The organism is uncultured Mobiluncus sp., from assembly GCF_947254095.1.
Taxonomy (GTDB): domain Bacteria; phylum Actinomycetota; class Actinomycetes; order Actinomycetales; family Actinomycetaceae; genus Mobiluncus.
In genome coordinates this window covers 61679-84379 of record NZ_CAMYBV010000006.1, presented here as the reverse complement: position 1 = coordinate 84379, position 22701 = coordinate 61679, and the positions used below count along the sequence as shown (strand labels likewise).

At 56.9% G+C, this 22701-nt stretch carries 20 protein-coding genes; 9 read left to right on the top strand and 11 right to left on the bottom strand.

The window, feature by feature from the left end; genetic code table 11:
* Positions 1–77 precede the first annotated feature (77 nt).
* The 3 genes from Q0X47_RS03320 to Q0X47_RS03310 all read right to left on the bottom strand — a co-directional run bounded on the left by Q0X47_RS03320 (position 78) and on the right by Q0X47_RS03310 (position 4418).
* The gene (locus Q0X47_RS03320) at positions 78–1097 is read right to left on the bottom strand and encodes a methylenetetrahydrofolate reductase (protein WP_297722888.1); all 1020 of its coding nucleotides are present in this window, start codon (positions 1095–1097) and stop codon (positions 78–80) included.
* A gap of 33 nt (positions 1098–1130) precedes the next feature.
* The gene (locus Q0X47_RS03315) at positions 1131–2504 is read right to left on the bottom strand and encodes an O-acetylhomoserine aminocarboxypropyltransferase/cysteine synthase family protein (RefSeq protein ID WP_297722886.1); all 1374 of its coding nucleotides are present in this window, start codon (positions 2502–2504) and stop codon (positions 1131–1133) included.
* A 231-nt stretch (positions 2505–2735) separates the two neighbouring features.
* Positions 2736–4418, bottom strand: coding sequence for a D-alanyl-D-alanine carboxypeptidase/D-alanyl-D-alanine-endopeptidase (locus Q0X47_RS03310; protein ID WP_297722884.1), 1683 nt, complete (start codon positions 4416–4418; stop codon positions 2736–2738).
* Positions 4419–4604: 186 nt separating this feature from the next.
* Here Q0X47_RS03310 and Q0X47_RS03305 point away from each other — a divergent pair, with 186 nt between their 5' ends.
* Positions 4605–5120, top strand: a complete 516-nt coding sequence (locus Q0X47_RS03305) for an inorganic diphosphatase (RefSeq protein WP_297722934.1) — start codon at positions 4605–4607, stop codon at positions 5118–5120.
* 48 nt (positions 5121–5168) lie between these two features.
* Here the strand turns inward: Q0X47_RS03305 and Q0X47_RS03300 are convergent, their stop codons facing one another.
* Positions 5169–5600 (bottom strand): DUF3499 domain-containing protein, encoded by a 432-nt coding sequence (locus Q0X47_RS03300; RefSeq protein ID WP_297722882.1) that lies wholly within the window; start codon positions 5598–5600, stop codon positions 5169–5171.
* A gap of 162 nt (positions 5601–5762) precedes the next feature.
* Between Q0X47_RS03300 and Q0X47_RS03295 the strand changes: the two genes are divergently transcribed.
* Positions 5763–6260 carry a metallopeptidase family protein gene (locus Q0X47_RS03295; RefSeq protein WP_297722880.1) on the top strand — a complete coding sequence of 166 codons (498 nt, stop codon included), beginning with the start codon at positions 5763–5765 and terminating at the stop codon, positions 6258–6260.
* Between the two features lie 8 nt (positions 6261–6268).
* On the opposite strand, the gene Q0X47_RS03290 is transcribed toward Q0X47_RS03295, so the two are convergent.
* Genes Q0X47_RS03290 through Q0X47_RS03270 form a run of 5 tightly spaced genes read right to left on the bottom strand, consistent with a single transcriptional unit; the run spans position 6269 to position 11835 of the window.
* Positions 6269–7603, bottom strand: coding sequence for a DUF58 domain-containing protein (locus tag Q0X47_RS03290; protein ID WP_297722878.1), 1335 nt, complete (start codon positions 7601–7603; stop codon positions 6269–6271).
* A 52-nt stretch (positions 7604–7655) separates the two neighbouring features.
* Entirely contained in the window at positions 7656–8615 is a 960-nt protein-coding gene (locus Q0X47_RS03285; protein ID WP_297722876.1) for a MoxR family ATPase, read from the bottom strand.
* Positions 8616–9773, bottom strand: coding sequence for a DUF4350 domain-containing protein (locus Q0X47_RS03280; protein ID WP_297722874.1), 1158 nt, complete (start codon positions 9771–9773; stop codon positions 8616–8618).
* Positions 9773–10510: a DUF4129 domain-containing protein gene (locus Q0X47_RS03275; RefSeq protein WP_297722872.1), complete on the bottom strand. Its 738-nt coding sequence runs from the start codon at positions 10508–10510 to the stop codon at positions 9773–9775. The genes Q0X47_RS03280 and Q0X47_RS03275 overlap by 1 nt, the downstream gene beginning before the upstream one ends.
* Positions 10511–10542: 32 nt before the next feature.
* On the bottom strand, positions 10543–11835 hold the full coding sequence (locus Q0X47_RS03270) for a hypothetical protein (protein WP_297722870.1): 1293 nt from the start codon (positions 11833–11835) through the stop codon (positions 10543–10545).
* A gap of 139 nt (positions 11836–11974) precedes the next feature.
* On the opposite strand from Q0X47_RS03270, the gene mtrA reads away from it, so the two are divergent.
* From mtrA to secA, 6 genes are all read left to right on the top strand, one after another.
* Complete coding sequence (mtrA, locus tag Q0X47_RS03265) at positions 11975–12658, top strand: MtrAB system response regulator MtrA (RefSeq protein ID WP_297722868.1); 684 nt, start codon at positions 11975–11977, stop codon at positions 12656–12658.
* Between the two features lie 80 nt (positions 12659–12738).
* On the top strand, positions 12739–14403 hold the full coding sequence (gene mtrB, locus Q0X47_RS03260; protein ID WP_367178282.1) for an MtrAB system histidine kinase MtrB: 1665 nt from the start codon (positions 12739–12741) through the stop codon (positions 14401–14403).
* Positions 14397–16073 (top strand): LpqB family beta-propeller domain-containing protein, encoded by a 1677-nt coding sequence (locus Q0X47_RS03255; RefSeq protein WP_297722864.1) that lies wholly within the window; start codon positions 14397–14399, stop codon positions 16071–16073. Before mtrB ends, Q0X47_RS03255 begins: the two co-directional genes overlap by 7 nt.
* An 18-nt stretch (positions 16074–16091) precedes the next feature.
* Entirely contained in the window at positions 16092–16871 is a 780-nt protein-coding gene (locus tag Q0X47_RS03250) for a ComF family protein (protein ID WP_297722863.1), read from the top strand.
* Between the two features lie 164 nt (positions 16872–17035).
* Positions 17036–17659 (top strand): ribosome hibernation-promoting factor, HPF/YfiA family, encoded by a 624-nt coding sequence (gene raiA, locus Q0X47_RS03245; RefSeq protein ID WP_297722861.1) that lies wholly within the window; start codon positions 17036–17038, stop codon positions 17657–17659.
* A 249-nt stretch (positions 17660–17908) separates the two neighbouring features.
* Positions 17909–20749, top strand: a complete 2841-nt coding sequence (gene secA / locus Q0X47_RS03240; RefSeq protein ID WP_297722859.1) for a preprotein translocase subunit SecA — start codon at positions 17909–17911, stop codon at positions 20747–20749.
* A 10-nt stretch (positions 20750–20759) separates the two neighbouring features.
* Here the strand turns inward: secA and Q0X47_RS03235 are convergent, their stop codons facing one another.
* Positions 20760–21578, bottom strand: a complete 819-nt coding sequence (locus Q0X47_RS03235; protein WP_297722857.1) for an Rv3235 family protein — start codon at positions 21576–21578, stop codon at positions 20760–20762.
* Positions 21579–21763: 185 nt separating this feature from the next.
* Here Q0X47_RS03235 and Q0X47_RS03230 point away from each other — a divergent pair, with 185 nt between their 5' ends.
* Positions 21764–22273 carry a hypothetical protein gene (locus Q0X47_RS03230; RefSeq protein ID WP_297722855.1) on the top strand — a complete coding sequence of 170 codons (510 nt, stop codon included), beginning with the start codon at positions 21764–21766 and terminating at the stop codon, positions 22271–22273.
* Positions 22274–22340: 67 nt separating this feature from the next.
* On the opposite strand, the gene Q0X47_RS03225 is transcribed toward Q0X47_RS03230, so the two are convergent.
* Entirely contained in the window at positions 22341–22559 is a 219-nt protein-coding gene (locus tag Q0X47_RS03225) for a helix-turn-helix domain-containing protein (RefSeq protein WP_297722843.1), read from the bottom strand.
* Between the last annotated feature and the right edge of the window lie 142 nt (positions 22560–22701).

The window sequence follows — 22701 nt, the reverse complement described above, 5'->3', positions numbered from 1 at the left end:
CTTCAGTAGGTTCTAACGTGTGTTTTCTTTGTTAAGTTCGGTTCGGTTGGTTTCATCAGGTTCTTCGGGCGAGGGCCTCAAGGAGAGATGCGGTGCATGGCGGCGTTCATCAGGCCGAGCAGGTTATGTGAATCCTCCTGGTCCACGTGGGCAAAACCGCGAGAACGCAGGTGCTCCACCAAGTCCAAGACCGGCCGGGGCCGATTGAAAGTATAGAAGTGAATGCCGGGTGCGTTGGCTTCGATGAGGTCGTTGACGAAATCCAGGGTGGCGCCTAGGCTCTCCAAGATTCTCTCGGCAGGATCGGCGATATTCGCTATGGTCATAATCCTTTCCGGTACCGGGACCCCGGTGAGGCCCTCCAGCCGCTGGAGGCGGCTGACATCTGTAAACGGAATAATTCCCGGAACGATGGGTATCGTCACGCCCTGGTACGTTGCCGACTGAACCAACTCGGCATAGTCCTGGGCTCGGTAAAACACCTGAGTGATAGCAAAATCGGCGCCAGCCGCCTGTTTTTCCACCAGAGCCTGAACCGCATCCGTGCGGGTCTGGATACTGCCTGCCGGATAGGCGGCCACCGCGATACTGACGGCTTGCGCGTCCCCGAGGTAATCGGCGGAAACTTCTCGAATCAGCTGCACGAGTTGGAATGCTCGGTCAAATTCGTCTGGTTCCGTTTTTCCTGGCTCATCCTCGGGTATATCGTCCCCGCGCAGCGCGAGGAAATCACGTACTCCCAAGTCCATCATGTCCCGGATGATTCCTACCAGTTTCGCTCGGGTCTTTCCTACGCAGGTCAGATGAGCCAAGACGGGCCGCCCCGAACGCTTTAAAGCGTGCCACAGGACAGATTGTGAAGCATCTGGTGATGTACCGCTCGTTCCAAACGTGACCGAGACGTAATCGGGACGAGAATCTAACAGCCGGTCTATGCCTGCCCATGCCTGGGAAGTCGGTCGGGCATTGCGCGGCGGATACAGCTCATACGACACCCGCAGATCACGCCCTGACCCGGCCTCGTGAGGCGCAGCGCTGTTCCCCCGAGGATGCGACAGCGCGGGGTGCGGTGCCGCATAGAGGTCTTTGATAGTCATCGGTTTTCCTAAGTGAGTGATAGTTTTATCCGGTTACGCGGCATTCGCCTGCCGTGCCGCGGCCAGACCGCGCTCAATGTCAGCCAAAATATCCTTGGGGTCTTCAATGCCAATCGACAGCCTGACGGTGCCGGGGGTAATGCCCTGTGCCAGCAGCTCAGCTGTAGTCAGCTGGGCGTGAGTCGTTGAGGCCGGGTGAATCGCGAGGGAGCGCACGTCTCCGATATTAGCGACATTTGCCAGCAATTCCAGGGAATTGATAAATGCTTTACCGGCTTCCAGACCGCCTGCCAGGTCAAAGTTCAGCAGGGAACCGCACCCCTTCGGGGTATATTTTTGCGCCAAGGCATAGAAGGGGGAGGAGGGCAGCGATGACCACCGTACCGTCTCCACTAAGCCACCGCCGACCTGAGACTCCAGGAATTCAGCAATCCGACGAGTGTTGGCAATGTGGCGTTCCATCCGCAAGCTCAACGTATCAACTCCCAGTCCTACCGTCCACACCGCGAAAGGCGAAGCTACGAAGCCGAGATCCCGCTGGCCTTCAACCCGCGCCTTCAAAATAAACGCCAGATTCGCCCCCAACTCCCCTTGAACACCGAAATCACGGGCATAAACAACGCCGTGATAGGAGGGATCGGGAGCGTTAAAACCCGGGAAACGCGGAGCCGCTTTCGCTGCGGCATAATCGAAACGGCCGGAATCAACCACGATACCGAGCATGGCTGAACCGTGCCCGCCCAGATACTTGGTGGCGGAGTGCACCACGATATCCGCCCCGAACTCGATGGGACGGCACAGGTAAGGGGTGGGAACCGTATTGTCGACAACGAGTGGAACCCCGGCTTGGTGCGCGGTTTGAGCCAAGGGCTCCAAGTCCAGCACGTCGCCCTGCGGATTGGGCACCAGCTCCCCGTAGTAAGCCGCCGTGTTCGCGTCGGTGCGGGCCGCCCACTGGCTAATGTCACGAGGATTATCAACAAAACGTACCTCGATACCCAGGCGGTCCAAAGTGTGGCCCAACAGGTTGAACGTGCCCCCGTAAATCGAGTTTGAAGCCACCACATTTTGACCTTTCGATGCCAAAGTCAAAATAGCTAGCGTGATGGCAGCTTGCCCCGACCCGGTGGCAATCGCCCCGACCCCGCCTTCCAGTGCGGCAATCCGGGCTTCTAAAGCATCGTTGGTGGGGTTGCCCAAGCGAGAATAAATCGGCCCCAGCTCTTGCAAAGCAAAACGGGCAGCCGCCGATTCCACACTCGGGAAGTGAAACGCGTTCGTGGCATAAATCGGCACCGTTTGCGTGCCCGTGGTCGGATCGCCAGTGTAGCCGGCATGAATTTGCAGAGTATCGAAGCCCCATTCGGGGTGGTCGACCCAGTTGGGTCCAATAGTGGTTTTAGACATCGTAGTTTCCTTTGCGTGAGTTATAGCTGTACAAACTTGTCCCCAAAAGATTTTTGGCTCTGACGGGCACGCAGGAACATGGAGATACGAATGCTCAGTACCGGACGCGGTACTGGACGTTTAGAGGCTGACGTGCACGTCAGCGAGGCATTCGTTTAGTCATGCTGTGATTGTAGCAACCCCACGACCAAAAAGCTAAACCGGTGTTTCAAGATGTGAAATCGGGCAATTCTAGTTGGCGGGAGCTTCCTGATTCGGTGGTGCGGCGCCAGCGGGAGGGGTAGTGGGAGGTTGGCTCTTCGGGTCGACGTTAGAGAAAGAGGTTTTTGCGCCGAGTAAACCGTTCATGAACATCTGTTTTGCTTGGATACTGGGCCCGCCCTGAGAGTCGGGATAACCGGAGATGACCAGGGCATAAATAAACTCCTGGTTATTGCGCACGAATGTCCCGGCCAGAGAATTCGTAATTCCCAACGTGCCGGTTTTACCGCGAACCACGCCCGCAGCGAGGGTTCCCTGGTAAGCGTGCTCCAAAGTGCCATCTGTCCCCGCCACGGGGACGTTGGCGGCAACAGAGTGCAGTTCGGGGTGGTCTTTACTCATTGACAACCGCACCACATCCGCAAGGACTCGGGCAGGTATCCGCGTGTCATAAGCCAGCCCCGAGCAGCCTTTCAGTTCAGTTTTGCCCAAGTCCAAGCCCAACTCCCGCAGCGACTCCATAACCGCTGTTCCAGAGGCGGCAAAAGTCGGTTTTGCGTTGCGGTGCAACGCTACCAGCCGACCGAGGTTCTCTGCCAAAGTATTATCCGAAATCTTTAACATTTGCCGCTCCACCTGGGCAAGCGGGGCCCCTTGTGCGTAGGCAATCGGGATCGGACCGTGACTGGTGGCAGCCTCTGTGTTCACTTCCGGTAGGGCAGAGAGCGGGTCGAGGAGTTTCTTCGAGGCCAGTCCCGATTTCCCCACCTCGACTTTGGCTGGTCCCGCCCCGCCTAAACGGCCCAAGGCTTGCGCAAAAGCCTGGCCCGCGACCCCGGCCGCGTCCGGGTAGTATCCCTTATTAGCGTTCGGATCAATCAGACCGGTATCGATGGCCATGCCTTGGAGGGGACCGACCCAGCGGTCGTCCCCCTCACGCCAGAAAGGAGAGGCTGTTTCAGAGCCAAACCAGGAGGTGTCCAATACCAACGTGTAGGGTTTGCCGTTCAGCAGGCTGCCCGTAGGGGATTTGTCTCGAGAGGCTGGTGCTTTGGGAGCAGAGGTTTTTCGTTCCTTGGTGGGGGAGGGCTGATGACTTGCGCTGGCTTGCTCAGATTCCCCTGGAGTTTGGGAAGAAAGTGCCACTATGGTGTCCGCCGCGAGAGTGTCTAGACCGGCGTAGCCTTTGATGGAACGCGGCGCGTCCGCTCCCGACCCCAGCAGCACATCCCCGCCGGCGATTAAGTATAGTTTCCGCTTATCGTTGTCCCAGGCCACGACCGTGCGGGCCCGCGCTTCCGGGCCGAATTCGTGCAATGCCGCCACCGCGGTGAGCAGTTTTGTCGTAGAAGCGGCAGTCAGGGCGCTTTGGGGTTCATGAGATGCCAGTTCCACGCCGTCCCGGTCGCCTACCCAAAAGGACAGTTTCGCGTTTGCGAGGCGGTAATCCGTGGCAAACTCGCGCACTAGGGCTTTATACGTATTGGCGTCGAAGTTGGTGGATTTGGCAAAAAGCGGAATTTCGGCAGGTTCGGGGCTCACGGTGGGAGAGTCAGGGAAAGGAACCACTCGCGGTAGGGGGGCTTTGAAGGTCAGAAACCCCGGCACCAAGTCCGCTCCGTCAGCACCAACATAAGCGCCGCTGAGAACTAAGGCACCTGCGATTATTGCTGCGTTTACGCGTCCCTTGGTGCGCACCGACCCCCCCGTCACACGGTTCTGTTATCTGGAAACAACCCTATCTAGTATAGAAGATGTCGCTTAGGGGTGCGGGTGTGGCACAATAGTTTACAGCGATGTTCACCAAAGCAGGTGACATCGGTGCAAAGCAACGCCAATCCGGAGACACCGGTGGCACAAAAAGTAAGGATGCCGAAGAAAATAATGGCTGAAGATTTTTTGACGTTCAATGTGACCATTGAGATTCCGAAGGGGAACCGAAATAAATACGAAGTCGATCACGAGACCGGTCGTATTGTTTTGGATCGAATGCTGTTTACCTCAACTCGCTACCCCGATGACTACGGTTTCATCGATGATTCCCTAGGCATGGATGGCGACCCGCTCGATGCCCTGGTTCTGCTGGAAGAACCAACGTTCCCCGGATGTGTCATCAAGTGCCGGGCGCTGGGGATGTTCCGCATGACTGACGAACACGGCGGCGATGACAAAGTCTTGTGCGTCCCCGCTACTGACCAGCGAGCCGCGTGGCGTACCGAGCTGGAGGATGTTTCGGAGTTCCATCGCCTGGAAATCCAGCATTTTTTTGAGGTTTACAAAGACCTGGAACCCGGCAAGTCAGTGGAAGGGGCTAACTGGGTCGGCCGGGAAGAGGCCGAGAAAGAAATTCAAGCCTCGTGGAAGCGTTTCCGTGACAAGGAAGGCCCCGACGCGCACACCTACATTCACCTGTGAATGAATCGCGCTAAGACCGGTCAACAGTTTGTTGGCCGGTCTAATGTTTTAGCTAACTTGTTTCGGGGGCGGCACCAAAGTTAGATGACCGTGGCGTTTCCCTGGGGTGTCGGGCGTTCCGGGTGCGGTATCGCCCAACCCCAGCTGAGGTTCCTTCCCTAGGGGACCGCGATAGCCTTCTGGATGCACAGTTTGGCGGGGGACGGGATTCTGCGCCGCTGCCTTCACCGCATTAGCCAAAGCCATCAGTTCCTCATCGTTGGGCGGCGGGGGCGTAAAGGAATTCGTTAAATGGACGACCTCCCAGCCCCGTGGTGCCGTCAGTTTTTCGGCGTGTTCACGGCAAAAATCGTATGCTCCGGGATTCCGATGGGCGCTGAGTGGGCCAATGAATGCGCTGCGTTCTCGATAGTCAAAAGTCATCGTCGCTACCGCTGGGTTAGGGCAGCTCGGTTTGGAACAACGGCGCGTATAAGTCACCTTTCCAGCATACTGCCCCCAGGGGTCGGGGGCACTCAGGCTCGCTTGCTGACACCGATTCCGGGCCGGGATAGAGCCGGGATTGCGAGCTCAGCTCAGAGTATTCGCGATTTTTACGGGACATCCTCGACCCTGTTGTCGCCGCGGGATAAGCTAGAGGCGATGAGTGAAAAAGCTGGAACCAATCGGGTTCGTGTTTTGGATTTGGGCGGTGAGATTCGCTGGGATGTCAGCAGCGGACCGCGGCTGCGGCGTTCCTATGTGCGCCGTGATCGGCACGGCCGGGGCAATCGCGGAGTTTTAGTTCCGGCGATGCTGCCACGTTACCGAACTCGTCGGGAAACCTTTGACGAACTGGTCATTCAGGAAGTTCGTTCCCTGGTGGCAGTCTGCCCGGAACTAGCCACTATCCAGTACGGAGTGGAGGACGTCCCCCCTTCGGACCCGGCACCTTGGGAGAGCGAGTCAGTTGTCCTAGGTCGAGGATTCGGCGCTGACCCAGGCAAAAGTTTGCCCGCCCAAGTTGTGGTGTATCGCCGTCCTCTAGAGCAGCGCGCCCGCTCCACGGATAATTTGCGTTCCCTCATTCACGGGGTAGTGTTGGAGGAATCTTCCCAGCTCATCGGCAAACATCCCGAAGACATCGACCCGTATTGGTAAACAGCGTCTCAAATCTGTCCGCGGCGTTTTAACGAAATGTAGGCATCCGCCAAGTCGGGAGGCAGTTTTTCCGGGGTGGCGTTCAACAAATGCCCTCCTAGCAGAGGCAACAGGTTCCCGGCTTCCTCGTGCTCGTTCAGCTCCGCCATCGCCGCTGCCGCCAAGAAAGCGTCAGCGGGATTGAACCGACCCAGCGATTGCTTGGCATCATCGAGGTTCCATTGGCCGGGCAGTTGAGCCAAACGGGTCAACTCGGGATCTAAAGAGTTCGCCACCAGGACGTGATGACGGGAGGACAGCGCCTCTACCATCGGCATCAAGCCGGAACGTTCCGCCCCGCCTTCCAAACCTGTCAAAATCACAACCAAAGAACGTTGCCGCAACCCGGAAAGTAAAGTGTGACTGAGCCCTGACCAGTTCGCTTCGGTGAGCGAAACCTGCAAATCAGCCAAGGCTTGAGCCATCTCGGTGATGAGTCCGACACCTCGAGCCGGTTGGATATGGAAACGAATCTGATTGTCGAACGCGATGAGATGTACCCGGTCCCCGGCACTGCCAGCCAATGCCCCGAGCAGCAGAGCCGCCTCCATAGAGGCATCCAGCCGGGGGTATTTATCAAGCCGCACCGCGGCACTGCGCGAAGAATCCAGGCAGATGATGACGTTGCGGTCGCGTTCAGGGCGCCAAGTCTTTACCACCGGGGTGCGTAGCCGCGCGGAAGAATGCCACTCGATGTCGCGCACGTCGTCGCCGGGGACGTATTCCCGCAGGGAATCGAACTCTGAACCTTGCCCGCGTTGCATCACCAGGGAGTTGCCCTCCAAACGGCGTAACGTTTTCAGGCGGGAGGGTAGGTACTTGGCACTGCGAAACTCCGGCAGGACTTTTACTTCCTGCACGATAGGGGCGGAGAACTGCCGGGCGCCCAGCCCCAAGGGTCCATAAGAGCGCACAGTGACGGCATCGCTGTGCAAAGTGCCTTTGCGTTGGGGGGTGAAGCTGGCCTGTAAAGTGGTAGAGCTTTGTGCGTCCAGCACCAAATGTTGCCGGCGTGGCAGGGCTTGGAGCGAGGGCGGCCACGCGTCACGCATCTCGGCCCGGAATTTGCGTTTGGTGGGATTTTTCACGCTCACGGTGTAGGGCGTTTCGGTGCGTTGACGCAGCGTGTGGGGCAGGGAGCGGGTGATCTCCAGGTGGCGGGGACTGGGGGCAGCGATGACGTCAAACAGCCACACCAGCAGGCACACCAGCAGCCAGAAAAAGGCGCCAGTTTTCCAGTGAGTCAGCAGCACCAGCGGAATACCCAGCGCTATCAAGAACGCCAGGCGTTTGGAAACCGCCATTTTTCGCCTCCCCTTTATCTTTTTCGACTGCACAAACCGGGTTACGCTGCGTTTAGCGCGGTACCGGGGTCGTGGCCAGGACGCTGTCCAGGACGGTCTTGGCGTTGACGCCCTCCATTTCGGCTTCGGGACGCAGCCGCAAACGGTGGCGGAACGTGGGCAAAACCAGAGACTTGACATCGTCTGGGGTGACGTAGTCGCGTCCCGACAGCCAGGCCCAAGCCCGGGAAGTCGACAGCAGCGCCGTCGCGCCACGCGGTGACACCCCCAACTCCACCTGCGGTAACACCCGAGTGGCTCGGACTAAGTCGACGATGTAGCCCAGCACCTCCCTGCTGGCCTTAACTTCCTTGACAGCCTGGCGAGCCGCCGCGATGTCCGTCGCGTTGGCCGCCACGTTCACCCCCGCGGCATCGAGGTCGTGAGTGTTGAAACCGCTTAGGTGCAGCTGTAATACCTCCAACTCGGTTTCCCGTGCTGGCAGGGGCACATCGAGTTTCAGCAAAAACCGGTCCAGCTGAGCTTCGGGAAGGGGATAGGTACCTTCGTATTCCACCGGGTTCTGGGTCGCGATGACCGTAAAAGGTTCTGGCAGAGAGCGGCTCACTCCGTCGGTGGTGACTTGGTGTTCCTCCATGGCTTCCAGTAAGGCAGCTTGAGTTTTCGGAGGGGTGCGGTTGATTTCATCCGCTAGCAGCAAGTTCGTGAAGATGGGACCTTCCCTGAAAGTAAACGAAGACTCTTGGGCATTGAAAATCAGTGAACCGGTCAAGTCCCCGGGCATCAAATCCGGAGTGAACTGAACCCGCTTGTGGTTCAGGTCCAGCGACTTCGCCAAAGTTCGCACCAGCAGGGTCTTAGCGACGCCGGGGACGCCTTCCAACAGCACGTGCCCTTCCGCCAACAAGGCGATAACCAGCCCGGTTACCACCGCATCCTGGCCTTTCACCACCTTGTTGATTTCGGTACGCAACGCGATGAGCTTGCGCAAAGTCGGATCTTGGATATCCATTTAGCTTTCCTTTCGCGGATTTGTTTTGGTGAGTAAGTATAAGTCGTGTAATAAGCTTCCCAGCCCACGGGCGGTGACAGGCACCTCACCGTAGAGAAGGTCATAGACCTGAGATTCGTCAACCCCGGTGTATTGCGACACTTCCCGCACCATGACTGGCGGGGTTGTCGGGGTCGGTATGTGCAAAGCCGTGCCTAGACGTCGGGCGGTGTATTCCCGAGCCTTGTGGGCCGCCACTGCCACAGCCCCGGATTTTTCGTACAGGTGTCCGCGACCGTAAACCGCCTCGGCGCCATGCACCACGACCGGTAACTCTTCGGGAACTACGCGACCCAAGCGGCGCCCTTGTGCCAACGTAAACACGAATGCTGCCACGAATAAATACACCAGGGAACTGAGGAAGAAATCGGGAAGGAGGGGCTGAGCCTTACCGTTCTGGTCAACACCCTGCTGGAACGTGGTGCCGTTGACCCAACCGACCCGCGGGCTGGAACTCAACAGATTCAACAGCAAAGCGGCATTACCGGCAGCGGTGATGGTGTCGTTGCGCGCCAGGCTATCCTCGGAAAGCAAAGCCAGGCGGAAACCTTCGGGACGTTTAAACGATACATAGGCAAAAGCGTTGTCCTGCAGCGGAAAGCACGCGGCTTCGGGCTGGCGCAGAGGGCGGAGCGAGCCACGGCTGGAAGAAATGGTGCGGGCTGCCTTTGCGCCGGGGAAATCACATTGAGCCTTGATTTCCTTGGGAGATCCCGCGGGTACGGATTGCACATAGGGGTCGAAACGTTTTCCTTGCGCCAAGGTTCCTATAATCAACAGATTTGTGGGAGTGTGCAGGATTTCTCGCAGGGTGGCATCGTCGATTTGGTTGGTATTGGTGATGACTACAGTGTCCTTGGCGCTGTAGGACTCGAGGTCACGCACCGAATACACGTCACTGACCAGCACACCTTGGTGGCGCAGTACTTCGGCCAGAGCCATCGTCCCGCTGCCCTTCGGATTGCGGATCGAGAGATTGACATCATCGGTAGGCGCGCGCAGCACAGCGCTGAGAAAGGAAAAAACTGCCAGCAATACCAAACCGCCGATAACCCAGCGACCCCGAAAAATCGCTTCCGAGATACGCGGGGTGGCTGTAGGCGGGGTCGCGCTACTCATCAGACTGCACCTCCCGCCGGTGCCAAAGCTTCCTGCGGCGAGACGACGACGCCACCGCGGGCGTGGGAACGATTAGAAACGAAAGAATCCAGGCGAGAATCTAGGGAAATAAGCCTCTGCACCTGGGCGTTGTCCGACTGTCGTCGCCCATACCGTAGCGCATTGAACACGCTGGCTGCCCAAGACAATTCCTCCGATTCTGCAGGAACTGCCCGGCTGAGAGCGGTGCTGCCTTCCCCGGCGGTGAGTCCGGGGGTGATTACCAGCAGTTCGTTGGCTTCACAAAGACGCAACAGGTGGCGGAATTGCTCCAAGAAAGCCGTCGAGTAGTCTCCGCGTGAGAGAGCATTTTTGGCTGCCGCCAGGTACTGCACCGCGTTGCGGTCATCCTCGAAAACCGCAGCCTCATCAGCGAGGGTCGGCTTGATTTGCTCGTGGAACCTCCAGTTTCCAGTGAACAAAATCATGATGACGATGACCAGCACCGCCACTATCAGAGCGGCAATCAGCCACAGCCAAGAAGGCAAGATGGGATTGACGTTTGCGGATGAAAAATTGTCGGCGAACCACTCCACGATTTTTTTCAGCAGGGAGGGGCGTTCCTGGTATACCGGTTTGGACAGCTCATCTTCGAGCTTGTCGCGCCCCTCCCGGTCTGACACATCCGCCAACACTTGGCTGAACAAATCAACATGATGGAGCCATAAGCTCCCCAGTTGCGTTGAAATGTTCAGCATCCCTACCCAAAGTCCTTTCTGCAGTGCTGCCGTCAGCCCTGCTGAGCCGCCTGGAGCAGGCTTACTGCCAGACCCTCGCGACGCATCCGCGTATCAACATAGAGCAGACCTAAAACTGCTCCATAGAACGGCATCGCCAGCCCGGTAATGATGGTGCCTAAAATGGCGGAGAGAGACATCATTACCGAGAAATTCCGACTAACCATCATGGCCGCTGAGATAATCAAGCTGATTACAGCATTCATTCCGTAGGTCAGGAACGAAACAATGAGGGAAGTTAGCAAGATGACACCAAAAATCTTCCAGAAGCTGCCCTTGGTCAGCTTCCAAGAGCGCTTCAATGCCGGGATGATGCCGATATCTTCCATGACGGCAGTGGGGATAGTAAAAGCTAGCTTGATATAGAACCAAGCTGAGAATACCGCGACGGCTGCGAGGGTGAGAAAAGTGAGACCCAGCAAGCCTAGAGATGCCCCGAGATCTTTGATGTTAATCAGGAAAAACCCACCCAGCGGAAGCAGTCCCAGCCCCAGCAACAGGGCTGACCCCAAGATGAGCAACAGAGAATAGCCGACGATCCCCCAGACGTGGCCTTTCAAAGTTTGCCACGCATCAGCCACCGAGGGGCGGCGACCCAAAACCAACGGCCCCAATCCAGCCACGCAAACTCCCAAGGTCAAAAAGAGGACAAACATCTGGAGCAGACTCGTGATGACACTTATGAGCATCGTTGATTCCGTAAACTCCAGCAAACCGTCCAACGAGGCTTCCGTGCTGTCAAAATTGAAGTCGTTGGAAAGGTAGGTGTTGATGTCGGGAGTGAGTAAATAAAACAGCGCTCCCATAACCCCTCCAAGTACCGCCCAGAGAGCCAAGACCAGACCGAACATGACAGAAGGGGCCTGACGGATTGCAGAGAAAGCTCCGTTGTAAATATCGCCAAGACTCAGTGGACGCAGCGGGATAATTCCGGGCTGGACCTGCTGATAGTTCAAACCATAAGGGTCGAATCCGGTGTTGTTTGCCGGGTTTGTACCGTTGAAGCTGTTTGTACCGCTCGTTCCAAAGTTCGGGGCGGGGGTTTGCGGGGCAGCCGCAGCAGGGTACGGGGTCGGGAGGGGATTTGGGAAAGACTGCGGTTTGCTGGTGCTGTCCTCCGGGGTCAGCGTCCACGAGCCGGCGTCGAAACTGCCCGGGGCAGCCGCGGTCGGCGGTGTAAATGGAGGTTGTTGCGGCAACGGGCTGCCTTGGCTCGGTACCGGAGCGGTTTCGCCGGGGTTGTTTCCGAGAGGAGTGTCTTGAGAGGAATAAGAGTTGTCGCTCATGATGCCTTTCCAATACATGGTTCACTTAATATTGCCACGACACGGCGCAGATGCGCTCGTTCAAACCGAAAAACCCTTTTAATGCCGAGCTTCGCTGCGGGTCTCCCCGCAAATTGTGAAATCGTGTCAAAATAGGAGTATGAGTGCAAAAATCCTGGTAGTAGACGATGACCAAGCCTTGAGCGAGATGATTGGTATTATTTTGGAATCATCCGCCTACGAACCAAGTTTTTGTGCCGATGGCGCGAAAGCCGTGGACAAGTTCCGCGAAGTTGAACCTGACCTGGTGCTGCTCGACCTGATGCTGCCGGGAATGGACGGCATCGAGATTTGTCGCAAAATCCGCGAGTTCTCTAATGTCCCCATCATCATGCTGACCGCAAAATCCGACACCACCGACGTGGTGGCGGGTCTGGAAGCGGGAGCGGATGACTACATTCCCAAGCCTTTCAAGCCCAAGGAGCTGCTGGCACGGGTCGCCGCGCGGCTGCGCAGTTTAGAAGCCGCTGAACATGACGTCCTGAAAGCAGCGGGGGTAGAAATCAACCTAGCCTCCCATCAAGTGAGTCGGGACGGAAAATCTTTGAACCTCACCCCCTTGGAGTACGACCTTTTGGTCGCCCTCGCCACTAAACCAGGACGGGTGTTTTCCCGTGAAGAACTGCTGGAACAGGTCTGGGGACTGCGCCACGCCTCCGACACGCGTTTGGTTAACGTGCACGTGCAACGGCTGCGGGCCAAGATCGAGCTGGATCCGGACAACCCGACTGTGATTCGCACGGTACGCGGGGTGGGCTATCGGATTGGGACTGAACCTCAGTGAGTTCCCCGCAATCTCTGACGTTTCGCCGGACGCGCCGACAGCGAAGAATCTCGCAGTTCTTCGGCAGCGCCACCCGCTATTTGGTTGGGTTCACCCAATCTGCTTGGGTGCCGGAACGGCTCCGGCGTTCACTGGCTCTGCGGATGGCCAGTATCATGCTGGTCGCGACGTTAGTGATTCTGTTCGCGGTAGGGATTTATGCTTCCACAGCCATCAAAAACGGTATCTTTCAAGAACGGTTGAATCAGGTGTTAGAGGAGTCGGCCACCCAAGCGCGGTCGGCGCAAAATCGTTTCGACCAGGCTCCGGCCTCGACCGTGGAACAGGTACAGTCTCTCGCTCAGGACGTGGTCACCTCAATCTCCACCCTCACTTCCGGTTCCAGCGCCCCTGCCGTGCTGATTTTACGTAACCCCAGCGAGACTTCTTCCTTTGTGATTAACGAAATCGCCACCCAAAATATGCGGGAAGTCATTACTTCCCAGTTGCGCGAAGCGGTGCAGCAAAAGTCCGGCCAACATTGGCAGTCCATCGAGATTACGGACGTGCAGGGCAAGCGGCATCCCGGTATCGCGGTAGGAACTGCCGTGAGCCTGCCGCTGGCGGGGGCTCACGAACTTTACTTGGTGTATTCCTTGGCTGACGAGCAATCCGCAATCAACCTGGTGATGGGGGTTTTAGGCGGTGGCGGTATCGCCGTTCTGGTGCTGGTGGCGGGCATGACCTGGGTGGTAGTCTATTCCGTGCTGGTGCCGGTACGCCGTACGGTGCGCACCACGGAACGTTTGGCGGCCGGGGACTTGAACGCGCGCGTACTCTCACAAGGCCAAGATGAAACCGCACAACTGGCCGATTCTTTCAATAAGATGGCGGATTCTTTGCAGTCTAAAATTAATACTTTGGGGCAGATGTCCCGGCTGCAGCAGCGATTTGTTTCCGATGTGTCTCACGAGCTGCGCACCCCGCTAACCACGATGCGGATTGCTGACGACGTCATCTATGATGCGCGCGAAGAACTCGACCCCGCCGCCTTGAGAAGTGCGGAACTGCTGCATGACCAGATTGATCGCTTTGATGCCATGCTGGCGGATTTGCTCGAAATTTCGCGTATCGACTCTGGATCTGCCCGGCTCGATTTTGAGATGGTGGACCTGAACAAACTCGCTGAACAAGTCGTGGAGGATAACGCCGCTTTGGCTGAAAAGGTGGGTTGTCGGGTTATCTTAAACCCGCCAAAGTACCCTTGCGCAGCCGAGCTCGATGCTCGCCGAGTGACGCGTATCGTGCGTAATCTGCTGGTAAACGCCATCGAGCATTCCGAGGGAAATCCGGTAGTAATTACTACCGATTCCAGTGAAACCGCCGTGGCTCTGCGGGTGTCTGATCACGGGGTGGGGATGTCACCGGAAGTGACCAGCCGCGTGTTTGACCGTTTCTATCGTGCTGACCCGGCACGAGCGCGGACCACGGGCGGTACCGGGTTAGGCTTGGCTATTTCTCTGGAGGACGCTCGCCTGTCCGGAGGCACCCTGCAGGCGTGGGGCAAGACCGGTTATGGCTCGTCTTTCCTGCTGACCCTGCCGCGACGTCACGACATGGAGATGGGGGCGTCACCGCTGGACGTCACCGATTACGTGGAACCGACTCTAGACAGTTACGTTCCCCCCCAGGCCGCCCCGGAGCAGCCAGAAACCTCGACGAACGCGACCCGGACGCTTGGGAAGAATGGGGAGGAGCCATGCTAAACAAACGTCGAACCCGGTGGTGGGGAGCTGTCCTTGTGGGGATTTCCACCCTCAGTCTGGTCGGCTGCGCCGCACTGCCGACTGCCGGACCGGTCAATGATTCACAGGTGAGAGTCGGTTCCAATCAGCCGCTCTTAGGTTTAAGCGCCCCCGGACCGGTCCCGAATGCAACCGTGGAACAAATCGTGACCGGTTTTATTCGCGCCTGCTCTGCGGGGTACTCTGATGATTTCACCGTGGCGCGTTCGTTCCTGGCTCCCAAAGCGGCGATGGATTGGCGCCCTGATGCCCAAGTAGAGATTTTTGACACGGATTCTGCCTTGGAAACCCGTCAGCTGGGCGATGGCTCTGTCGAAGTGACCGCCCGCGCGCTAGGAAGTGTCGACGAACACGGAAACTATACCGTGGCGGGTCCGACCGAACGGGTCCGCACCTTGTTTTCCCTGGTGAAGCCCGCTGACAACCAGTGGCGTATCGCGGCTCTAGAGGACGGGGTGATGCTTTCCCAATCAGCTTTCAGCTCGATTTACGCTTCGGCTCCGGTGTATTTCCTCACCATGGACGCGGGAGCCTTGGTTCCGGATTTACGTTGGTATCCGCGCCGACGGCTGCCAACCTACCTGGTTAATGCACTCTTGGCCGGGCCGCAAAACGCTTTCAAAGGGGCGGTTCGTTCCGCGTTCCCCACCGGCAGCACTTTGGCTGGGGGAGCGGTGGATGTTTTTGACGGGGTCGCTAACGTGTCTTTAAATGTTCCGGATACTCTCAATGACCCTACCACGATTAATTTGGCGTACTGGCAGATGGAATCGACCCTGCGCGACGTTTCGGGAATTTCTACCGTCAGTTTGAGCATCGGCAAAGTTCCTTTGGAAAATACGAATCCCATCACGCAAAGCACCACGCCGCAATTCCCCATCATGGTAAAGGACGGCAACGTAGTGCGTCTGAATTCTGGTGCCACCGAAGTCCTGGTTCCTGCCGGGGTGGTGACTTCCGGTGTCATCACGAACCCGGCTATTTCCACTGCCGGTGACGAAATCGCCTTTACAGACTCCAGTTATCGCCGACTCTATCTGTGGGCGCGTGGGGCGGCGACGCAGCTGTATAGCGGGCGAGAACTGCTGGCTGCTGCCATCGATCGAAACGGCTGGATTTGGACCCTGGATACAGCAAATCCGCGCCAAGTTGTCGCGCTGCGTCCCGATGGAACCAGGGTGAATTTGGAAGTGCCGTGGGAGACCGGAGACCCCGTCCATGCTTTCACCGTCAGCCCGGACGGGACGCGGATCGCTTTCGTACACCACGTAGGTCAGGCCGACATTGTCAGTGTAGCGGTGGTAATCCGGGACGGGACGGGGACTCCCAAATCTTTTTCCGCACCCGTGGCTTTGCAGGCCGGAAACGAAGTTGTTTCCGCAATAGCGTGGCTGCAAGGAGATTCTCTGGTGTTGCTGACCGGCACGGGAGACAGCACCACCGTCCGAATCGCTCCGCTGTTCGGACCGATATCAACATTGCCGGGGGTTAAGAACGCGGTGGATTTGGCTGCTGGTGAGGAAGAAAATCAGATTTATCTGGTTACCGCGGGCGGTGATTTATACAAGCGCTCCGGCAGAAACTGGCAGCAAGTTCTAAACGGAGTCGCCGACCCGAGTTACCCCGGATAGCCTCGTTAGGGACGTGTTATGGTGGGTTTTTCGAGTTTATGGGATGCCGCAGGGGAACTGGGAAAGGTGCTGCTGCCTACGGAATGCGTGGGTTGTGGAGCTTGGGACGAAGAAATCTGTGACAACTGTTTGGCGCAGATGCTGGGGCGTCCGTTCCCGTTGGAAATCAGCGAGAACGAAGATAATGTAACAGACGTTCCAATATTTGCCATCGCCAAATATGACGGTCCGATGCGGCGCGTGGTTCTGACTGGTAAGCATGATAAACGGCGGGATTTACGCCGATATTTCACAGCGGCTGGCCAATCGGCAGTGCAGGGCCTAGTGTCAGAGGGGCTGCTAGTTAGGGACGAATCTGGAACGGACGGTACAATCAGGGGGGAAATGTTTGTGGTTCCGGCTCCATCCACCCATCCCCGAGATCCGTCTGAGGTTGCCGCCGCCTTTGCCCAGGGCGCGGCGCGGGGAGCGGTCCGCGCGGGACTGTGCCGTCAGGCATCCGTGCTGGAAATCCTGGAACTGGCGGCAGGCTCGACGACCCAGGCCGATTTGGGATGGGAGGCCCGTAACCTGAACCGGCACGGCAAAATGCAGATTCGCGGCAGTGCGGCGGTGGCGAAACAAGAACTTGCCGGTAAGGCCCTGCTGATAATCGATGATGTTAGCGCCACCGGAGCGACACTCAGAGAAATGATTCGCGTTTTGTCAGGCTTAGATGCTGAAGTGCTCGCGGGGCTGGTTTTCGCTTCATCTCGGCGTGAAATGCCCTCAACACCCCCACAGAATTCCGAAAAATAAGTGGAAGTCCTGCACGGCTCTGCCGTGTGCTCTAAAATATAAAGCACACGCAAAAATCGCAGGTGACACACCGGAGTGCGCCCGCGTGAGAAAGAGGTGAGAACCGAACACTCCGTCCCAGCAAATGATAGTTGGAACCCAATTCTTAGCCTAAGGAGGCCCTCATGGAAATCACCGTGAAAGCACGTAATGCTGAAATCCACCCGAATTTTCGGGAATACATCGAGGAAAAAATGGCCAAGGTGGAGCAGCTGGCTCCCCGTACGCAGCGTGTCGATGTGGAATTGACGCATGAAAAGAATCCGCGACAAGCTGATACTGCGGAACGCATCGAACTGACTGTTCTCGGCAAAGGACCCGTGGTGCGGGCGGAGGCATCTTCGTCAGACCGGTACGCCGCTGTGGACATCGCCGCCGGGAAACTTTTTGAGCGTCTGCGCAGAGCTCGGGATCGGGCCAAGGACCACCGCAAGTATGAGATTCCCCCGGATGTGGAACTGGACGTGCAGCTTCCGGGAACCGACCCGGCTCCCGCCGCGAAACCGCCTTTGAAACTGGGCGAGTCTCGTGAGGAACAGTTGGGTGATTCCCCTGTCATCGTGCGCGAAAAGTTGCACGAGAGCCGAGCCATGAGCGTCGAAGAAGCTCTGGATGAGATGGAATTGGTGGGTCACCCGTTCTACCTGTTCATTGACTCCGAGACGAAGCAGCCAGCAGTGGTTTACCACCGGAAAGGCTGGACCTATGGCGTGATTCGCCTAGACGCAACCTGCAAGCTGAACGACTAAGTTTAAGGCCGGACCCTGGGACGCAGTCCCAGGGTCCCTCTTTATTTATCTCCGGTGAGCCAAAGCAACTGCCCCCAAGAACCGGAGCTTCGCGCCTCGCTTTCGCGAAGCTAGGCGCTTTCAACTAAAATAGTCAAGGCTGAGTCATCACGATTGGGTCAAACTCTTGACAATCGTGGATAAAAGGCTGTTGACCTCAATGGATAGGCCTGTAAGGCAATCCTAAAGACCTGAAAAGGAAGGCAAAACGTGTCCTTACTTGATAAGTTCATGCGTATCGGTGAAGGTAAAGTTCTCAAAAAGCTGGTGAAAGTTGCTGATGCGGTGGACCAGCTTGAAGATGAATACCGCGAGCTGAGCGACAGCGAGCTAAAGGCGAAGACCGACGAGTTTAGGCAGCGCCTAGAAGAGGGAGAGAAACTCGACGACCTCATGGTTGAAGCTTTCGCAACGGTGCGTGAAGCCTCAGATCGGGTGCTCGGACTGCGTCACTTCCGGGAACAAATTATGGGCGGGGCGGCCTTGCATTGGGGCAACATTGCCGAAATGAAAACCGGTGAAGGCAAGACCCTGGTAGCTACGTTGCCGTGCTACTTGCGGGCTCTGAGCGGCAAAGGCGTACACGTCGTGACCGTGAACGATTACCTGGCGTCTTACCAGGGCGAATTAATGGGTCGCGTGTACCGTTACTTGGGCTTGAGCACTGGCATTATCATGGCTCAGATGGATCCGGAGGAACGCCGCAAACAGTACAACTGCGACATCACCTACGGCACCAACAACGAGTTCGGCTTTGACTACTTGCGTGACAATATGGCGCAGCGAGTCGAAGACCTGGTGCAGCGGGAACACAACTACATCATCGTCGACGAGGTGGACTCCATCCTCATCGACGAAGCCCGTACCCCTCTGATTATTTCCGGTCCCGCCCAGGGCGACGTCAACCACTGGTACACGGATTTCGCCAAGATTGTCCAAGATTTACATGCCGGCGAAGATTACGAGGTGGACCAAAAGAAACGCACCGTGGGGGTCTTGGAACCGGGTATTGACAAAGTTGAGGACTACCTGGGTATCGACAATCTCTACGAGGTTGCCAACACGCCCCTGATTGGGTTTTTGAATAACGCCATCAAGGCTAAAGAGCTGTTTAAGCTGGACAAAGACTACATTGTGACCCCGGAAGGCGAAGTGCTGATTGTGGATGAGCACACCGGGCGTGTCCTGCCGGGAAGGCGCTACAACGAAGGGATGCACCAGGCGATTGAAGCCAAAGAGGGCGTGGAGATTAAGGCGGAAAACCAAACTTTGGCCACGATTACCCTGCAGAACTATGTGCGTCTCTACCCGAAGGGCTCGCGTGCCGGCATGACCGGTACCGCTGAGACTGAGGCCGCCGAATTTAACGATGTTTACAAGATGGGCGTGGTGCCGATTCCCACGCACAAACCCATGATTCGCGAGGACAAAGACGATGTGGTGTACAAAACCGCCGAAGCGAAATTCAACGCGGTCGTTGAGGACATCGAAGAAAACTATCACCGCGGTCAGCCTGTCCTGGTCGGCACCACCTCGGTGGAGAAATCCGAATACCTCTCGCACTTGCTGAACCAGCGGAAGATTCCCCACCAGGTGTTGAACGCGAAACAGCACGAACGTGAAGCTGCAGTTGTGGCGATGGCTGGCCGAAAGGGCCAGGTCACGGTCGCGACCAACATGGCAGGGCGCGGTACCGATATTATGCTGGGCGGCAACGCCGAATTCCTGGCGGTACAGGATTTGAAGGACCGCGGGCTGGACCCGGAGGAAAACTCCGAAGAATACGAGGCCGCCTGGCCCCAAGCCTTGAAAGATGCCAAAGCCAAGGTAGCTCAGGAGCATGACGAAGTTGTGGAACTTGGCGGGCTCTATGTCTTGGGAACGGAACGCCACGAATCACGCCGTATCGACAACCAGCTGCGAGGCCGTGCGGGGCGTCAGGGCGACCCCGGTCGCTCCCGTTTCTACCTGTCTATGGAAGACGAGCTGATGCGGTTTGCCAACCAGGGTTGGCTGGGCAACATGATGCGTTCGGGGCTGCCCGAGGATATTCCCATGGAGTTTAAGATGGTTTCCGGCGCGATTCGTTCGGCGCAAACCCAGGTGGAGGGCCGCAACGCGGAAATCCGCAAAAACGTTTTGAAGTACGACGATGTGATGACTGAGCAGCGCGAAACTGTCTACGGAGAACGGGGACGAGTGCTGCGTGGGGAGGATCTTTCGGCCACGGTTGACTCTTTCATCGAGGGCACTATTGCGGACGCGGTTGCGCAGGCCACAGACCTTCCCGATACCAGCGAATGGGATTTAAAGACCTTGTGGGCGGGATTAAAGAATCTGTACCCGGTGTCGCTTTCGGTAGAAGACTTAGAAAATGCGGTCGGCGGGAAATCGGCTTTGACCACGGATTTCATCACCGAACAATTGGTTGACGACGCCAAGCTGCAATATGAGTTAGCCGGCAAGTCTTTGGCGGATAATCCCATTGCGCAAGCCCAGCTGGGCGATGAGCCGATGAAAGAGTTGGAGCGGCGAGTTCTGCTCTCGGTGGTGGATCGGTTGTGGCGCGAGCACCTGTACGAAATGGATTACCTGAAGGAAGGTATCGGGCTGCGGGCGATGGGCCAGCGCAACCCCCTGGTGGAGTATAAAACTGAGGGCTACCTCATGTTTAGCGCCATGATGGGACGTATCAAGGAAGAGACCGTCCAGAATGTGTTTGGGTATGTCAAGGCCTTTGTTGACGCTATGCAGCGGGCGGCAGCTGAGGAAGCCTCAGGGGACGGGGAAGGCCAGGCGCAGGCGGCAGAAGAACCAACACCGGCCAAGGAAGAGCCTATCTCTAAGAGCGCGGCAAAAAAGAAAGCCCGCAACTTTAAGAAATCTGGGCGCAGAGCCGGTCTGAAATCGGTATCAGCGAATCGCACGGTTATGGGAGATACCGGTCATCAGGCGATGAACACCCAAATTTCCTATTCCAGTGATGGCACAGTTGAGTCAGCCCCGCAGGGCAACCGAGCACAGCGCCGCGCGGCAAAACGGCGGGGCTGAGTTTCTCAGTTCAGCCCAAGCGAATCGCGGCAATAATCCACTGCTCGCAGCGGTTTTCTAAGGTTAGCGCGGCGGCACGAGTGCGCTGACCATCGTTTAGCACGATGACTGCCTCGTGCGTTGTCGCTGAGGTCGCCCGGCTGTGGGCACTGAGCACCCTCACCGGTGGAACCCGGCGCGTTTTGCCTCCAATCAGTCCGGGCTGTGGCTTTTGTTTAGAGCCAATAGCGTTTCGCCGCTGTTCGAGGTAGCGATAAGCCTGCGGTGAGGCCCAGCGGGTCATCTGGGACAATGGACGGATTCCCTCGATGATTTCCAGCCCGCACCGAGCCATTTGGGCGGCCCAGACGCGAGGGGAATGTTGGACGTCTTCGATGGAAGAGTTTTCCCGGGAACTGGCGTGGGTTTGGTCGGACAGATTGGTCCTGGTGTTCCCCGATTTTTCCGTTTGGCGCTGTGGTGTCACTGATTGCACTGTCTTACCCTGTTGCGCATAAGTTGCCTGAACCAAGCTCCGCAGAGACGGCTTGGCGACCTGACGGCGTTTCCAGGCGGGACCCGCTATCGGTTGAGGCCGCTGGTTCGTCACGAGTGCGGCAGCGTGCTTCAGATCATGCGAATCAGGCTGATGACGCTTGACTTCCTGTTGGAATCCTCGTTCAGTTTCCATTAGCAGGTTCTCGGTGGCTCCGGCGGTCAGTTGTGAGGGTGCGCCAGCAGGGAGTGGCGTTGTGGGTTCGGAGGTGGGTGATGCGTTGAGTTCTGCGTGAGTTGCCTCGGCAGAGGCAGTAGTTTCAGCAGCGTTAGGTTCAAGAAGTGCGGTTTCCATAGTTTCTCCCTTTTATAGCGGGTTCTGTTTTGTTGTTTCACGTTTGATAACGTTTGATTCCTTAGCATAAGGCTATGCTGGTTATTTTGTCAATATTTGGCATTTTGAGCGTATTTACAGCATTTTTGATACTTTGTAGGAAGGTTTGCTGCTGTAGACAATTCAAGTGAGCTAGACTGGAGCGCGTGGAACACGAGGATTTTCTGGATGATCTCTCAGCTGATTTCGCTGCAAAACTGCGAGCGCAGCGCCAAGTGGAGGCTACCGAGCTATCGGCGGCGGATGCTGCGGAAGTGACTCTTTCCGGTCGTTTATTAGCCAGTGTAGGCACTACGGTCGAGATTCAGCTCATCAACGGGGAGTCGTTGCGTGGCGAAGTCGCTGACGCCGCGGCGAATTGGCTGATTTTGCGCCTGCTGCGCGTGGACATCTTTATCAGATACCCAGCCATCGAAGTCGTTTCTAGCTTAGGACCCGCTCCGCGTTGGCCCACTTTAGTTGAGGCCAGAATTCCAGGCACGGTGAAACTGCGTGAGTTTGCCGCCACCCGCCGTGAGATTCAGTTCACCACCCGAAATCAGACTCTGAAAGGCCGCATTGAGCGAGTGGGTGCCGACTTCGTGGATATTGTCGACCACGGCCGCCATGAAGCCATTGCACTCTCAGCGCTGCTCTATGTATCTTGCCCGCGCTGAGGAAAATCGCTGGCAATAACCCCTGTCTTGATTGGGTCTGATTTCGGGGGCTGCCAGATAAGGGGATTCACTCCACCAGAGCCGCCCCGGAGGCGATTTTTTCCTCACTTTGGGCGTATTGTCCCTTGATGTATTCCTCCATCGCGGATTCCTCGATGCGCCAGAGGCCGCGCCCGCCAATTTGGATAGCTTTGAGCTCTCCGTTGTTGATGAGGTTACGCACGGCACCGTGGGAAACTTTCAACATATCGGCAACATCAGCAATGGTGTAAAAGTTATATTCCATGTAATCATGGTACATCAAATGCTATAAAACCACCACAAAAACAGTCCTATGCTTCTATATTTTAATGATATAAATCCTATAAGCAGGTTTTCGAGGGAGGTCTCGTATGCCTATTGGTTCGGAAATATCAAGTAAATCTCGG

Excerpts from the sequence above, each read along its gene's own strand:
- raiA (WP_297722861.1), top strand. The coding sequence starts at position 17,036 with ATGGAAATCACCGTGAAAGCACGTAATGCTGAAATCCACCCGAATTTT.
- Q0X47_RS03290 (WP_297722878.1), bottom strand. The coding sequence starts at position 7,603 with ATGGCGGTTTCCAAACGCCTGGCGTTCTTGATAGCGCTGGGTATTCCG.
- Q0X47_RS03280 (WP_297722874.1), bottom strand. The coding sequence starts at position 9,773 with ATGAGTAGCGCGACCCCGCCTACAGCCACCCCGCGTATCTCGGAAGCG.
- Q0X47_RS03295 (WP_297722880.1), top strand. The coding sequence starts at position 5,763 with ATGAGTGAAAAAGCTGGAACCAATCGGGTTCGTGTTTTGGATTTGGGC.
- Q0X47_RS03270 (WP_297722870.1), bottom strand. The coding sequence starts at position 11,835 with ATGAGCGACAACTCTTATTCCTCTCAAGACACTCCTCTCGGAAACAAC.
- Q0X47_RS03315 (WP_297722886.1), bottom strand. The coding sequence starts at position 2,504 with ATGTCTAAAACCACTATTGGACCCAACTGGGTCGACCACCCCGAATGG.
- Q0X47_RS03255 (WP_297722864.1), top strand. The coding sequence starts at position 14,397 with ATGCTAAACAAACGTCGAACCCGGTGGTGGGGAGCTGTCCTTGTGGGG.
- mtrA (WP_297722868.1), top strand. The coding sequence starts at position 11,975 with ATGAGTGCAAAAATCCTGGTAGTAGACGATGACCAAGCCTTGAGCGAG.
- Q0X47_RS03320 (WP_297722888.1), bottom strand. The coding sequence starts at position 1,097 with ATGACTATCAAAGACCTCTATGCGGCACCGCACCCCGCGCTGTCGCAT.
- Q0X47_RS03275 (WP_297722872.1), bottom strand. The coding sequence starts at position 10,510 with ATGCTGAACATTTCAACGCAACTGGGGAGCTTATGGCTCCATCATGTT.
- Q0X47_RS03225 (WP_297722843.1), bottom strand. The coding sequence starts at position 22,559 with ATGGAATATAACTTTTACACCATTGCTGATGTTGCCGATATGTTGAAA.
- Q0X47_RS03250 (WP_297722863.1), top strand. The coding sequence starts at position 16,092 with ATGGTGGGTTTTTCGAGTTTATGGGATGCCGCAGGGGAACTGGGAAAG.
- Q0X47_RS03235 (WP_297722857.1), bottom strand. The coding sequence starts at position 21,578 with ATGGAAACCGCACTTCTTGAACCTAACGCTGCTGAAACTACTGCCTCT.
- Q0X47_RS03285 (WP_297722876.1), bottom strand. The coding sequence starts at position 8,615 with ATGGATATCCAAGATCCGACTTTGCGCAAGCTCATCGCGTTGCGTACC.